At 60.7% G+C, this 13,706-nt stretch carries 13 protein-coding genes and 1 tRNA gene; 4 read left to right on the top strand and 10 right to left on the bottom strand.

Going from position 1 to position 13,706, the window contains the following annotated elements; genetic code table 11:
- Window positions 1–4: 4 nt before the first annotated feature.
- Entirely contained in the window at window positions 5–673 is a 669-nt protein-coding gene (locus HY836_RS14880) for a PilN domain-containing protein (RefSeq protein WP_290677347.1), read from the bottom strand.
- Window positions 670–1,749, bottom strand: coding sequence for a pilus assembly protein PilM (locus HY836_RS14875; RefSeq protein WP_290677344.1), 1,080 nt, complete (start codon window positions 1,747–1,749; stop codon window positions 670–672). The genes HY836_RS14880 and HY836_RS14875 overlap by 4 nt, the downstream gene beginning before the upstream one ends.
- A 242-nt stretch (window positions 1,750–1,991) precedes the next feature.
- On the opposite strand from HY836_RS14875, the gene HY836_RS14870 reads away from it, so the two are divergent.
- Window positions 1,992–4,394, top strand: a complete 2,403-nt coding sequence (locus tag HY836_RS14870; protein WP_290677341.1) for a penicillin-binding protein 1A — start codon at window positions 1,992–1,994, stop codon at window positions 4,392–4,394.
- 20 nt (window positions 4,395–4,414) lie between these two features.
- On the opposite strand, the gene cyaY is transcribed toward HY836_RS14870, so the two are convergent.
- Complete coding sequence (cyaY, locus tag HY836_RS14865; protein ID WP_290677338.1) at window positions 4,415–4,768, bottom strand: iron donor protein CyaY; 354 nt, start codon at window positions 4,766–4,768, stop codon at window positions 4,415–4,417.
- Window positions 4,769–4,791: 23 nt separating this feature from the next.
- Here cyaY and HY836_RS19020 point away from each other — a divergent pair, with 23 nt between their 5' ends.
- Window positions 4,792–5,019, top strand: coding sequence for a lipoprotein (locus tag HY836_RS19020; RefSeq protein ID WP_367114714.1), 228 nt, complete (start codon window positions 4,792–4,794; stop codon window positions 5,017–5,019).
- A complete protein-coding gene (gene lysA, locus HY836_RS14860) occupies window positions 5,016–6,287 on the top strand; it encodes a diaminopimelate decarboxylase (protein ID WP_290677334.1) in 1,272 nt (423 codons plus the stop codon). Before HY836_RS19020 ends, lysA begins: the two co-directional genes overlap by 4 nt.
- Before the next feature lie 100 nt (window positions 6,288–6,387).
- On the opposite strand, the gene HY836_RS14855 is transcribed toward lysA, so the two are convergent.
- Both HY836_RS14855 and HY836_RS14850 read right to left on the bottom strand, forming a co-directional pair.
- Entirely contained in the window at window positions 6,388–7,746 is a 1,359-nt protein-coding gene (locus HY836_RS14855) for a porin (protein WP_290677331.1), read from the bottom strand.
- Window positions 7,747–7,925: 179 nt separating this feature from the next.
- A complete protein-coding gene (locus HY836_RS14850) occupies window positions 7,926–8,981 on the bottom strand; it encodes a porin (protein WP_290677329.1) in 1,056 nt (351 codons plus the stop codon).
- Between the two features lie 227 nt (window positions 8,982–9,208).
- On the opposite strand from HY836_RS14850, the gene ruvB reads away from it, so the two are divergent.
- Window positions 9,209–10,303, top strand: coding sequence for a Holliday junction branch migration DNA helicase RuvB (gene ruvB / locus HY836_RS14845; protein WP_290677327.1), 1,095 nt, complete (start codon window positions 9,209–9,211; stop codon window positions 10,301–10,303).
- A 32-nt stretch (window positions 10,304–10,335) separates the two neighbouring features.
- Here the strand turns inward: ruvB and HY836_RS14840 are convergent, their stop codons facing one another.
- From HY836_RS14840 to upp, 5 genes are all read right to left on the bottom strand, one after another.
- Window positions 10,336–10,575, bottom strand: coding sequence for a sulfurtransferase TusA family protein (locus tag HY836_RS14840; protein WP_290677325.1), 240 nt, complete (start codon window positions 10,573–10,575; stop codon window positions 10,336–10,338).
- A gap of 26 nt (window positions 10,576–10,601) precedes the next feature.
- A complete protein-coding gene (cysM, locus tag HY836_RS14835) occupies window positions 10,602–11,504 on the bottom strand; it encodes a cysteine synthase CysM (protein WP_290677322.1) in 903 nt (300 codons plus the stop codon).
- 124 nt (window positions 11,505–11,628) lie between these two features.
- Window positions 11,629–11,713, bottom strand: a tRNA-Leu gene (locus HY836_RS14830).
- 62 nt (window positions 11,714–11,775) lie between these two features.
- Window positions 11,776–13,047 carry an amidohydrolase family protein gene (locus tag HY836_RS14825; protein ID WP_290677319.1) on the bottom strand — a complete coding sequence of 424 codons (1,272 nt, stop codon included), beginning with the start codon at window positions 13,045–13,047 and terminating at the stop codon, window positions 11,776–11,778.
- 16 nt (window positions 13,048–13,063) lie between these two features.
- Window positions 13,064–13,705, bottom strand: coding sequence for a uracil phosphoribosyltransferase (upp, locus tag HY836_RS14820; RefSeq protein ID WP_290677316.1), 642 nt, complete (start codon window positions 13,703–13,705; stop codon window positions 13,064–13,066).
- Window position 13,706 lies beyond the last annotated feature (1 nt).

Genomic DNA, 13,706 nt, shown 5'->3' with positions numbered 1-13,706 from the left:
GACGTCACGCTCCGGACTTCACAGGGGCCGAAGCACCTGACTGGGAGGGCTTGACCCCGGATGCGGCTGCACCGGGTGCAGAAGCGGCGCTGGCAGCACTGGATACCTCACCAGGACGTTTGAGGCTCACGCGCATCGAGAAATCAAACAAGCGCTTGGCGTCACGTGCATCCTTGCCCGTCGATGCAGAGGCCTTGATTTCGACCAGTTCAGGATGCTCAAGCCAGGTGGACTTGTTGTTGGTGTTGCGCAGGAACTCCGAGACGCGCTCGTTGGTCTGGGCATAACCCGTGACCGACACGCTCTGACCGTTCTGACGAATCGAGGTCAGGTAGATGCCTTCCGGTGTTTGCGATACCAGCTCGTTGAGCAGGTACACAGGCATGTTGCGATCGGTTTGCAGGTCTTCCACCGCACGTTGACGCGCTTTCAGCGAGTCGATTTCAGCCTTCAGGGCAGACACGTCCTTGATTTCGTCATCCAGCTTGTGGATGGCCGTGTTCAGAATCTCGTTGCGGGTTTGCTGCGTGGCCATCATGCGCAGTTGCACGGCATACCAAAGCGCCACGATCAGGCAGCCAGCCAGCACGGACACACCCAGCCCAACGAAGAAAGTCTGCTTGCGCAGTCGCCGCTTTTCCTCGCGGTGAGGCAACAGGTTGATCAAAATCATGCGAGGAACCTCCGCATGGCCAGGCCACACGCCGTCAGGTAAGCCGGCGCCTCGCGCCGCAGCTTGCTCTCACGCACGGCCGACCCCAGTTTCATGCCCTCGAAGGGGTTGACGACCATGGAGGCAAATCCAGTCAGTTCGGTGACACGGTCCTTCAGCCCAGGCAGGGCTGCGGTTCCGCCGGCCAGCATCACGTAGTGCACCTTGTGGTGCGGGGTGCTGGTGAAAAAGTATTGCAGCGCCCGGCCGATTTCCTGAGACAGGCTATCGACAAAAGGACCGAGGATGGCGTTCTGGAAGTCCTCCGGCAGATCACCAGACAACTTCTTTTGTTCGGCCTCTTCAAACGAGAAACCATACTGGCGGGAAATCAGCTGGGTCAGCTGCGCACCACCGAAAGCCTGATCGCGGTCATAGAGGAGCTCGTCGTCACGCAGCACCTTCAGGCTGGTGTTCTCAGCGCCGATCTCGAACAGCGCCACCAAGGCATCCTTGCCCTCACCAGGCAAGGCGCCAATCAGGCGCTGCATGGCCAGGCGGGACGCATACGACTCGATATCCAGAATGGCCGGCTTGAGACCAGCCGCCTCAGCCAGGCCCTGGCGATCCTGCACGCGGTCCTTGCGAGAAGCGGCAATCAGCACCTCCACATCACCGGCAGACGTGGTGCTGGGGCCCACCACGCAGAAGTCCAGGCTGACCTCATCCAGCGAGAACGGGATGTACTGGTTGGCCTCGGCCTCGACCTGCATCTCCATCTCTTCTTCGCGCAGGCCCGCAGGCAACATGATCTTCTTGGTGATCACGGCAGACTGAGGCATGGCCATCGCGACATGCTTGGTACGCGAACCACTCTTGTTGACCACCTTGCGAACCGCTTCGGCCACTTCGTCGAATTTTTCGATCTGCCCATCGGCGATCCAGCCCTTTTCGAAAGGCTCGGACGCAAACCGATCCAGGATGAATTCGCCAGACGCAGTCTGGCTCAGCTCGACCAGCTTCACGCTTGATGAACTGATGTCCAGTCCGATCATTGGCGGATGCTTGCGGCCCAAGAGCGTGTCAAGAAAGCTCACACCGTCCCCCACGCGCCAAGCTTGGCGCTGGAAAGTTAATAAACCACTTCAATGCTATCAGCAAAGTTTTTCACAATGAAACCCAATAAAGCAGGATAAATCCCAACCTCGTTGCGAGATGCACACGCCTTACAAGCGGTTGCAAAACCAACAAATTGCGATCGGATCAGTGGATCGGGGTGGTGCACGGAGGAGACAGACAAGGGTTTCTATAATCGGCAGACCTTCTACGGCAAGTCCCCATGAGCGATACCGATCAACAAAACAAGCACACCCGTTCTGGCCCCTCGGCCTCGTCAAGGCAACCCGCCTGGTGGATGCAGTGGATCGTCAAGCCCCTGGTTGCGCTGGCGGGACTGGGCCTGGCGGGCCTGTTGAGCGCCGTATTGCTGGCTGGTATCGGCCTGGCCGTTGCCTACCCCAATTTGCCGGAAGTTCGGGGTTTGGCTGACTATCAACCGAAAATACCGCTGCGGGTTTTCTCGGCCGATCTGGTTTTGATTGGGGAATTTGGCGAAGAGAAACGCAATTTCCTGCCGATTTCGGAAATCCCCAAAGTCATGCGCGATGCGGTGCTGGCCATTGAGGATGCCCGGTTTTACAAACATGGCGGCGTGGACTACGTGGGTGTACTGCGCGCCGGGCTGGCCAACTTCGGGGAATCTCGCAGCCAGGGGGCCTCCACCATCACGATGCAGGTCGCCCGCAACTTCTACCTGCCGACCGAAAAAACCTTCACCCGCAAGATCTACGAGATCCTGCTCGCCCTGAAGATTGAAAGCCTGCTGAGCAAGGACCAGATCCTGGAGCTCTACATGAACCAGATTTACCTGGGGCAGCGGGCTTACGGCTTCGCCGCTGCATGTGACACGTATTTCGGCAAACCCATCAAGGATATTTCCATTGCCGAAGCCGCGATGCTGGCTGGCCTGCCCAAAGCGCCATCGGCCTACAACCCGGTGCGCAACCCCAAGCGAGCCACCATCCGCCAGCAGTACATCATCGACCGGATGTTCGAAAACGGCTTCATCAGCAAGGAACAGCGCGACGAAGCCAAGGCAGAGCAGTTGCACTACCGCACCAAAGCACCCATTCCCGTTCATGCGGAATACGCCGCGGAGGCCGCGCGCGCCCTGATGCACGAGCAATATGGCGATGAGGCCTACTCACGGGGGCTGAACGTCTACACCTCGATCAACATGGTCGAGCAGACTGCCGCCTACAAAGCCTTGCGCAAAGGCCTGCTGGACTTCGATCGCCGCCAGGCATGGCGCGGCCCGCAAGCCTACATCGACCTGCCGGCCGACCCCAAACAGATTGACGTGCGTGTGGCCGAAGCCCTGGAAGAACACCCAGACAGTGAAGACATCCGCGCAGCAGTGGTGCTGCACACCGAACCCCGCAAGCTGGTAGTCGCCCTGCAATCGGGCGAGCAGATCGACATCGGCCCCGAAGGGCTCAAAGCGGTAGGCGGCGCCCTGAGTGACAAGGCCAACCCGAAATTACAGATTCGCCGTGGTGCGGTGGTACGCGTCAACAAGGACAAACAGGGCATGTGGTACGTCCAGCAGTTGCCCGAGGTGGAAGGCGCCTTTGTCTCGATGGACCCGCGCACCGGTTTGATTCGCGCGATGGTGGGCGGCTTCGACTTCGGTCGCAACAAGTTCAACCACGTGACCCAGGCCTGGCGACAACCGGGCTCCAGCTTCAAGCCCTTCATCTACTCCGCTGCGCTGGAAAAAGGCTTTACACCCGCCACCGTGGTCAACGACGCCCCGCTGTTCTTCGATGCCGGCACAACAGGTGGGCAAGCCTGGGAGCCCAAGAACTACGACGGCAAATTTGAAGGGCCGATGCAACTGCGCAAGGGCCTGGCCAAATCCAAGAACATGATTTCCATCCGGGTGCTGCGCTCCATTGGCGCGAGGTACGCGCAGGATTGGGTCACCCGCTTCGGCTTCGAAGCCGACAAACACCCGGCCTACCTGACCATGGCACTGGGCGCCGGCTCGGTCACACCCATGCAGATGGCCGATGCCTACGCGGTGTTTGCCAACGGCGGGTACCGCGTCAACCCGATGCTGGTGCTCAAGGTCACGGACAGGCGCGGCCACACGCTGGCGCAATATCGCCCAGCCCAACTCGACGAGAGCATGCGCGCCATTGATGCCCGCAACGCCTTCATCATGAGCAGCCTGCTGCAGGAAATAACCCGTTCAGGCACGGCAGCCAAGGCGCAAGCCACGCTGAAACGCCCTGACCTGTACGGCAAGACCGGCACCACCAACGACTCGATGGACGCCTGGTTTGCCGGCTACACCGCCCATAACGTGGCCGTTGTATGGATCGGGCATGACCAGCCTCGCAAGCTGGGTGACAAGGAAACAGGTGGCGGCCTGTCGCTGCCCGTATGGATCGACTTCATGGCAACCGCCCTGCGCAATGCGCCCGTGGAAGAACCCCTGCCACCGGAAGGCGTGGTCAACGTGGGTGGAGAGTGGTTCTACGAAGAGTACACCTCGGGCACAGGCGTGAAGGAGCTGGGCCCGGACAACACGGACGCGCCACCCGAAGGCAGCTCGGAGCCCGTTTCTGCCGAAGAGAAAAAAGGCATCCTGAACCTGTTTGGCGGGAAGCCCGAGTAAGTCGAGCGCCAAACCTCCCGTCAGAACACGAGGCCTGGCTTGCCCTGCTCGCTGGCGCAACCCGACAGCAGGGCAAAGAACTCATCGCCGCCGCGGGTATCCAGCCAGCGCCCCTGCGCATCCAGCTTGAAATGAAAACCACCGCGTCGTGCCGCCAACCAGAGCTCCTGCAGGGGCGGCTGCGCATTGACAATCAACTGGCTACGATTGGGCAGCGTCAGGGTCAACATACCCCCCGATCTGGCAGTATCGATGTCGATGACATCATCCTCCAGCCATTTGTCCACCGTGCTTTCGATGCGCGCCAGGGTCGCCTGGATGGCAGCGTCGTACTGCGCGTCGGTCAAGCCCGAAGGGGCGTCGATGAGGGACATGGTGACTTCCTTAGAATGTGAGCATGATGCAGAACACCCAAATTCTAGGCAACAAGGCCAAGTCCGCGCGACTCGCTGGGCCTTGTGATCGGAAAATGACCTCCGGCAGGGTTAGCCTTGCCCTTGCGCTCGGTCTGTCAGCCTTGGCCCTCTTGAGCGGCTCGCTGGCGGCTTGCGGCCAAAAAGGGCCGCTGTATCTCCCAGCACCAGCCAACGCCGCCTCCACCCCTACATCCAGCACATCCAAATGAACCTGCCCGGCTCCCCCTATCTGGCCTACCAAGGCTCGGACCTGTACATGGACGACGTGTCGCTGCGCGACCTGGTTCGCCAATATGGCAGCCCGCTGTACGTCTATTCGCGCCGCGCCATGCTGGCTGCTCTGGCCCCCTATCAGCGTGCACTGACGGGACGCGCGCACCTGGTTTGCTACGCCGTCAAGGCCAACTCCAACCTGGCTGTGCTGCAGACCTTTGCCAAGGCCGGCTGCGGCTTTGACATTGTCTCGGCAGGCGAGCTGGCTCGCGTGCTGGCTGCGGGCGGCGATCCGAGCAAGGTGGTGTTCTCCGGCGTGGGCAAGACACGCGCGGAGATGAAACTGGCCATTGAAACCGGCGTGCGCTGCTTCAACGTGGAAAGCACGGCCGAGCTTGAAGTACTGTCGGAAGTGGCGTCGGCGCTGGGGCAACGTGCGCGCGTCAGCCTGCGCGTCAATCCGGACGTGGACGCGGGTACGCACCCCTACATCTCGACAGGCCTGAAGGGCAACAAGTTTGGTGTGGCCCACGAGCAGGCCATTGCCAGCTACAAGCGCGCCGCATCCTTGCCCGGCATCGATGTGGTGGGCATCGACTGCCACATCGGGTCGCAGATCACCGACGTCTCACCCTACCTGGATGCACTTGATCGCGTGCTGGACCTGGTCGAGGCCATTGAGGCTGCGGGCATCCAGATCCACCATCTGGACCTTGGTGGCGGGTTGGGCATCACCTACACCGATGAAACACCGCCCGGCGCCGACGAGTTGATCGGTCAGTTGCTCGCCAAGATTGATGCGCGCGGTCACGGCCACCGTGAACTGGTGTTCGAACCGGGGCGCTCGCTGGTGGGCAATGCAGGCGTGTTGCTGACCGAGGTCATGTTCCTCAAACCCGGAGAGAAGAAGAACTTCTGCATCGTTGACGCCGCCATGAATGACCTCATGCGCCCCGCGCTTTATGAGGCCTACATGGGCATTGTCAACACGCAGCAGCGCGAAGGCAGCGCGCAGACCTGGGATGTCGTGGGGCCTGTGTGCGAGTCGGGCGACTGGCTGGGCCGCGACCGGCAGTTGAGCGTGCAGGCTGGCGACGTGCTGGCCGTGCTGTCAGCCGGCGCCTATGGCATGACCATGGCCAGCAACTACAACACGCGCGGCCGCGCCGCGGAGTTGATGGTGGACGGCAAGCAGGTATGGGTGGTGCGCGAACGCGAGGCTGTGGCCGACCTGTTCAAGCTGGAGAAGTTGCTGCCCGCGTGAAACGATGGGCGAAAGTGCTGGTTGACAGGCTTGCCTTTCAACCAGCCTGGAAAGCAAAAACCGCCCGAAAGCGGTTTTTTTGTTGCTCAGCTCAGGCTGATCAGAACTGATGGCGGATACCGACGGCCACCACACGAGTGGTCGCGTCGATGTTGGCACCAGCGGCTGAGAAGAATGGCGTTTCCACCGACCCAAAGCCCGTCAGCAATGGCAGCGGCCCACCCACGACATTGACGCCGGACCCAGTTGCAGCTGCATCACCGGCGCTGTCCTTGACATACCCTGCACGCAGATAGACCTTGGTACGCTTGGAGAAGTTGTAGTCACCCATCAGCATCAGTGACGTATCCTTGCCTTTCGTGAAGTTCGTGAACTTCGAATAGGCGAATTCGGCACCTACAGCGAATTTGTCAATCGGGTGTTTGACACCCAACGCCAGCGTACTGATTTTGGGACCGCCAACTTGACCACTATCGTTGGAGAACTTGCCGAGGTGATAAATGCCGGCCAACTGCGTACCCGCACCTGGGACCACATACTTTGCACCCAATGAGTAGGCAGAGTATTTATCCAACTCCGCCAATGGCGTGTAAAGAGCCGAGCCGGATCCAGTAATCAGCGTCGCGTTACCAAACTTGTTGTTGTGATAACCAAAGTTCACCATCAACGCGGGATCGACGTTGTAGTTCAAGTACACACCGACTGAGCGACCACGACCACCGGTATCAGCCGACTCAGTACCGGCGGAAGCCCCACCCGCGATTTGCCCTGTATTGCTACCTGCTGTGCTACCAGCGGAGCCCGAATTAACGGTCGTGGGCATGCGCGTAGATGACAGATAACGATCCACGCCAGCGTTAGGGCTAAAGGACAGGGCGGCAGTCAAATCACCAGCCTTCAACCAATAGCTAACCTGATTGTCTTGACGCACCTGCAGGTTGTTCACAATCAACCCCGAACCCATGATGTCTGCCCCACCAAGTGCCTCGACAGTTGCTGTGGCAAACGCATAGAACATCGGCGCATATTGCCGACCAAGGCGAACCTCACCATATGGCGTGGTCAAACCAACAAAAGCCTGACGCCCCCACATCCGGCCATCCTGACCGCTTTGCGCGCCCGTATCAAGCTGGAACTGACCTTCCAGAACGAACCCTGCCTTATAGCCGCCACCGATGTCTTCGGTTCCCTTGAAACCTAAGGCGTTCACTGAGGAAATACTGGAGGTCACTCGTGTAACCGAGCTCTTTGCAACAAAACCGCTATTGAATGAGGCTGAGTTTGCAGCAAGCGTGGAAAACAGGGTGCTGGCCGCGACATCGCCTTGCCCCTTATGGACGCTGTCCACCGCAACGTCCAGGTTGCCGTAAATGGTGACGCTAGATTGGGCGAAGGCTGCGCCTGCGCCGAGTGTGGCCAGAGCAACCGCGACGGCTTTGGTCAGAACGGTTTTTTGCATCTTGAATCTCCTTGATTCCCCCTTGAACCGGGGGGTGCAAAGCATTGTTACTGAAACAGTCGGAGCCAGTCCCCAGGTTTTTGCTATGTGTAGCCAATAGACGACAAGGGAATTGGCACTCTACAGACGAAAAAAAGGGGCCGAAGCCCCTTTTCTGGAATCACGATTTCTGACGAATATCAGAAAGCGTGACGCACGCCAACAGCGATACCGCGGTTGGTCTTCTTGTCAGCCGTCGTGACGAAGTTGCTGCCCAGATCGGTAGCATCGCCGTTGTTCACGTTGGTCAACATGCCGTACACAGCCGTGCGCTTGGACAGGTCATAAATGGCCTTGATCGTGGTGACCTGGGCATTGTCATCACCGTCGGTGTCGCCGTTGATGTTACGCAGGGTCGACAGACCAGTGATCACGGTGAAGTTAGGAGCCACAGGCACAGCAACCTTGGCACCCAAGACGGTCTTACGCTTGCCGCCAACGAAACTGGTTTCAGCGTCGTAGTAACCGGTGACCTTGGCCACGCCGAAGTCATAGCCAGCGTAAACCAGGGTGGCGTTAGCCTTGTCCTTGACGGTAGCGTTGATGGTTTCATCCTTGGCGTTCAGGTAACCCACGCCAGCCGACAGGGGGCCGGCAACGTACTTCACGTTCAGGCCATAAGTCTTGCCTTCGCTAGAACCGGCCGCTTCGCCAGCGGGCGTTGTGCCAGCCGCTTGCGTAGTCGTAGCAGTGCCGGCGCCAGTGGAGTACTGCAGTTGTGCAGACAGACCAGGAACCAGGGTGGGCAGAATGTAGGTGATGGCGTTGTTGGCGCGGCGATACTCGTTACCAGCGCGCGTTGCCATCTTCAGGTCGTCATAAGCTTGTGCGCTCAGGACGTTGCCAGCGATGTCACCGATCGACGAGTCAGTGCGACCCAGACGCAGTTCACCGAAGCCACCAGCCAGGCCAACCCAGGCTTGACGATCCCAGAAGGTCGAAGCTGCAGCGCCGGTATCAACCGACACAGCACCTTCCAAAGCGAAGTTAGCCTTCAAGCCGCCACCGATGTCTTCGGTGCCCTTGAAACCCAGGCGCGAAGTGGCCAGGTTACCGGAGGTAACCTTGGTCGTGGTGTTGGTGCCCTTGACGCTTTCCAGCGAAGCGTCCAGCACGCCGTACAGGGTCACGGAAGATTGAGCGAAAGATGCAGAAGTGGCAGCCAGGGCAGCCAGAGCCAGCAGAGTCTTTTTCATTGACTTCTCCAAAGTTGAACCAGAGGCCTCAGCGGTTTGTTATATGAGGCACGGGTGTATTCACCTCGCGTTGCTTGTGGATCGAAACCCTCAGAGCGCCCGCTGAAACTAGCTCGCATTGCAGCAGACTTTTCCTGTTTTGGTAGTGACAGGGTTGTCATAAACCCCAATCCAAAAGGATTACCGTTGCCCCAGCGCAACACCTCTCTGGGAAGGATAATCAGACGATGAGCATCCAGACCGACGATTTCGCGCCAGCTCGCAAGGGCAAAACCACCGCACCAAACCTGCCTTTCGAGGCGCACGCACGTGTGGTGGAGCCATCTGTGTCTTCCCCCAACGAGGATGCGATCGAGCGGGCACTGCGCCCCAAGGACCTGGATGAGTACGTGGGGCAGGCCAAGGCTCGCGAGCAACTGGAGATCTTCATCGGTGCGGCCCGCAAGCGCGGCGAAGCGCTGGATCACGTGCTTCTGTTTGGCCCTCCTGGCCTGGGCAAGACCACGCTCAGCCACATCATTGCGACCGAACTGGGTGTGAACCTGCGGCAGACCTCCGGCCCCGTGCTTGAAAAACCAAAGGATCTGGCTGCCATCCTGACCAATCTGGAGCGGCACGACGTGCTGTTCATCGACGAGATCCATCGCCTCAGCCCCGTGGTCGAGGAAATCCTCTACCCGGCGCTGGAGGACTATCAGATCGACATCATGATCGGGGAAGGCCCGGCGGCGCGCTCGATCAAGTTGGATCTGCAGCCCTTCACGCTGGTGGGCGCCACGACCCGCGCCGGCATGCTGACGAACCCGTTGCGCGATCGCTTCGGCATCGTGGCGCGGTTGGAGTTCTACACAGCGGAGGAGCTACAGCGCATCGTGACGCGCTCTGCCCGTTTGCTGGGCGCCCCGATCGATCCGGAAGGTGCAATTGAAGTGGCCCGCCGCTCACGTGGCACGCCACGCATTGCCAACCGCCTGCTGCGCCGTGTGCGTGACTATGCCGAGGTCAAAGGCACCGGCCGCATCACGCGTGAGATGGCCGACAAGGCCCTGGCGATGCTGGATGTGGACCCGCTGGGCTTCGATGTGATGGACCGCAAGCTGCTGGAGGCCATCATCCATCGCTTCGATGGCGGGCCTGTTGGCCTGGACAACCTGGCTGCGGCCATTGGCGAAGAGCGCGAAACGATCGAAGATGTGATCGAGCCTTATCTGATTCAGCAAGGCTTCTTGCAGCGCACACCACGCGGCCGCATCGCGACGGCTGCGGCGTTCAGGCACCTGGGTTTGCAGGCACCACCGCAAGGTGGCGATCTGCTGGTCTGATCACACCCGTCCGATTGCGCGGGAACCAGCGCTCAGCGACGGCGCAGGTAGTGAATGTACTCGTCGCGGCCTTCGCTTTGCTGGGCCTGCTGATCGACCAGATCATTGCCGGTCTGGCGGGCAAAGGCCTGGAAGTCCCGCACCGAACCGGGATCGGTGGCCAGCACCTTGAGCACTTCACCACTGTGCATGTCCGACAGGGCCTTCTTGGCCTTGAGGATGGGCAAGGGGCAGGTCAGGCCGCGGGCGTCGAGTTCTTTATGGATGTCCATGGCTGAGTCCGGGTGATCAACAACAATCAGGCGGGGAAGACGCCCGTCGAGAGATAGCGGTCGCCTCGGTCGCAAACAATGAACACGATCGTGGCGTTGCTGAGATTCTGCGCCAATTGCAGGGCCGCCCAACAGGCGCCTGCCGCCGAGATGCCACAGAACAGCCCTTCTTCACGCGCCAGGCGGCGCGCCATGTCTTCCGCATCGGTCTGGCTCACGTAGATGAGTTCGTCCACGCGGCTGGGCTCGTAGATCTTGGGCAGATAGGCTTCGGGCCACTTGCGGATGCCTGGGATGCGCGAGCCGTCCTGCGGCTGTGCACCCACGATGCGCACATCAGCGTTCTTTTCCTTGAGGAAACGCGATACGCCGGTGATGGTGCCGGTGGTGCCCATGGCGCTCACGAAGTGGGTGATGCGGCCGTGCGTGTCGGCCCAGATTTCGGGGCCGGTGGTGTCGTAGTGAACGGACGGGTTGTCCGGGTTGGCGAACTGATCGAGCACCACACCCTTGCCTTCGCGCACCATCTGGTCGGCCAGATCGCGGGCGTACTCCATGCCACCGCTCTTGGGCGTGAGGATGAGTTCGGCGCCGAAGGCCTTCATGGTCTGCGCGCGCTCAATGCTGAGGTCTTCCGGCATGATGAGGATCATGCGGTAGCCACGGATCGCCGCGGCCATGGCCAGGGCGATGCCCGTGTTGCCGGAGGTGGCCTCGATGAGGGTGTCGCCGGGCTTGATCTCGCCGCGCTCTTCGGCTCGGCGGATCATGTTGATCGCGGGGCGGTCCTTGACGGAGCCAGCCGGGTTGTTGCCTTCCAGCTTGGCCAGGATGACGTTGCCTCGGGCGTCGCAGGCGGCGCCAGGCACGCGCTGGAGTCGTACAAGCGGGGTCTTGCCGATGGCGTCTTCGAGCGTGGGATAGTTCATGGCGGTATTGTCGCAGGCAGACAAAGACCTGGTGCGACCCACTGCTGCGGCCCACTGCTTTGCAGCCTGGCTGGCTTGAACGGATGTACTTGGGAAAACAAGCGCAACAGAACGTTCGCTTGGGTGGTGCCCCGGGCCGGACTCGAACCGGCACTCCTTGCGGAACCGGATTTTGAATCCGGCGCGTCTACCAATTTCACCACCAGGGCATCTAGCGTGAAGACCGAAAGCATAGCACAGGCTTGAGAGAAATCGACTGGCGGCAGCAGCCTCACAGGCTGAACGACACGCTCGCGGGGCGCCCCGGCACGCTCAAAGTGGCCACCTGGGGCGGCGTGCGTGCCAGCACCTGACCACGCCGGATCACGGCCAGGCGGTTGGCGCGCAGGCGAATGGCTTCCACCGGGTCTCGCGCTTGCAGCAAGACGAGATCGGCATGGCAACCAGGCTCCAGCCCGTAACCGTCCAGCCCCAGGATGCGGGCAGGCGTTGTGGTCACAGCCTCAAAACACTGGCGCATGGCGGCTTGCCCGGTCATCTGTGCCACATGCAGCCCCATGTGGGCAACTTCCAGCATGTCGCCACTGCCCAGGCTGTACCAGGGGTCCATCACGCAGTCGTGCCCGAAGGCCACGTCGATGCCACTGGCCAGCATCTCGGGCACGCGGGTCATGCCGCGTCGTTTGGGGTAGCTGTCGTGCCGGCCTTGCAGCGTGATGTTGATCAAGGGGTTGGCAATGGCCGCCACACCAGCCTCTTTGATCAAGGGCAGCAGCTTGCTCACGTAGTAGTTGTCCATGCTGTGCATGGAAGTGAGGTGCGAGCCCGCCACCCTGCCCTGCAGACCCAGCCGTTGCGCATGGAAAGCCAGGGTCTCGATGTGGCGTGACAAGGGGTCATCGGTTTCGTCGCAATGCATGTCCACGCGCAGGCCGCGCTCTGCGGCCAGTTCGCACAGGATGCGGACAGACTCGGTGCCATCGGCCATCGTGCGCTCGAAATGCGGGATGCCGCCGACCACGTCCACGCCCATGTCCAGCGCGCGCTTCAATTGACTCAATGCCTGAGGGCTTCGCAGCACACCATCTTGCGGGAAGGCCACCAGTTGCAGGTCCAGATAGGGTTTGACCTTCTCTCGCACATGCAGCAGGGCTTGCGTGGCCAGCAGGCGTGGGTCGCAGATGTCCACATGAGAGCGTATGGCCAGCAAACCCCTGGCGACAGCCCAGTCGCAATACTGCAAGGCCCGATCGACGATGGCTTCTTGCGTCAGGAGCGGCTTGAATTCCCCCCACAAGGCGATGCCTTCCAGCAAGGTGCCGGATTGATTGACCCGAGGTTGCCCGTAGCTCAAGGTCGAGTCCATGTGGAAATGGGCATCGACAAAGGGCGGGCTTACCAGATACCCTGCCGCATCGATCTCCTGCGCCGCAGTGGCGGCCATGGCAGGGTGCACCGCCACGATGCGGCCCTGCTGGATGCCGATGTCCTGATCGCTGCGACCATCGGGCAAGGTGCAATGTCGAACAATGAGGTCAAACACGGCGGGCTCCTGTCAGTCAAACCGTGCCGAAGATCCGATCCCCTGCATCACCCAGACCGGGCACGATGTAGCCGTGGTCGTTGAGGTGGCTGTCCAGCGCTGCCGTGACGATGGGCACATCCGGATGGTGCCGATGCATGTTGGCCACGCCCTCTGGTGCCGCCAGCAGGCTGAGCAGCTTGATGCTGACGCAGCCGGCCTCCTTGATGCGGTCAATGGCAGCGACGGCCGAGTTGCCGGTGGCCAGCATCGGGTCCACCACGATGACCTGGCGATCAGCGATGTCTGACGGCACCTTGAAGTAGTACTCGACGGGCTCCAGCGTCTCAGGATCTCGGTACAGGCCGATGTGACCGACGCGAGCCAGCGGCAGCAGCGCCAGAACGCCATCCAGCATGCCGTTGCCGGCCCGAAGGATGGAGATGATGCACAGCTTCTTGCCGCTGATGACGGGCGAGTCCATCGTCGTGATGGGTGTGGTGATGGATTGCAACTCGGTGGGCAGATCGCGCGTGGCTTCGTAGACCAGCATCTGACTGACTTCCCGAAGCAGGTTGCGAAAGCTGTCGGTGTTGGTGTCAACGCTGCGCAACCAGGTCAGCTTGTGCTGGACCAAGGGGTGATCGACCACGGTGAGGTTGGGAAAGTCTGCCGTCATC

Source organism: Aquabacterium sp. (assembly GCF_016234775.1).
GTDB lineage: Bacteria > Pseudomonadota > Gammaproteobacteria > Burkholderiales > Burkholderiaceae_C > Aquabacterium.
Note: the sequence above shows the minus strand (reverse complement) of the source record. Positions and strands in the feature narration are given on the sequence as shown.

Bases quoted from the DNA above. Each gene is read 5' to 3' on its own strand.
- HY836_RS14880 (WP_290677347.1), bottom strand. From the start codon at position 673: ATGATTTTGATCAACCTGTTGCCTCACCGCGAGGAAAAGCGGCGACTG.
- HY836_RS14870 (WP_290677341.1), top strand. From the start codon at position 1,992: ATGAGCGATACCGATCAACAAAACAAGCACACCCGTTCTGGCCCCTCG.
- cyaY (WP_290677338.1), bottom strand. From the start codon at position 4,768: ATGTCCCTCATCGACGCCCCTTCGGGCTTGACCGACGCGCAGTACGAC.
- HY836_RS19020 (WP_367114714.1), top strand. From the start codon at position 4,792: ATGATGCAGAACACCCAAATTCTAGGCAACAAGGCCAAGTCCGCGCGA.
- lysA (WP_290677334.1), top strand. From the start codon at position 5,016: ATGAACCTGCCCGGCTCCCCCTATCTGGCCTACCAAGGCTCGGACCTG.
- HY836_RS14855 (WP_290677331.1), bottom strand. From the start codon at position 7,746: ATGCAAAAAACCGTTCTGACCAAAGCCGTCGCGGTTGCTCTGGCCACA.
- HY836_RS14850 (WP_290677329.1), bottom strand. From the start codon at position 8,981: ATGAAAAAGACTCTGCTGGCTCTGGCTGCCCTGGCTGCCACTTCTGCA.
- ruvB (WP_290677327.1), top strand. From the start codon at position 9,209: ATGAGCATCCAGACCGACGATTTCGCGCCAGCTCGCAAGGGCAAAACC.
- HY836_RS14840 (WP_290677325.1), bottom strand. From the start codon at position 10,575: ATGGACATCCATAAAGAACTCGACGCCCGCGGCCTGACCTGCCCCTTG.
- cysM (WP_290677322.1), bottom strand. From the start codon at position 11,504: ATGAACTATCCCACGCTCGAAGACGCCATCGGCAAGACCCCGCTTGTA.
- upp (WP_290677316.1), bottom strand. From the start codon at position 13,705: ATGACGGCAGACTTTCCCAACCTCACCGTGGTCGATCACCCCTTGGTC.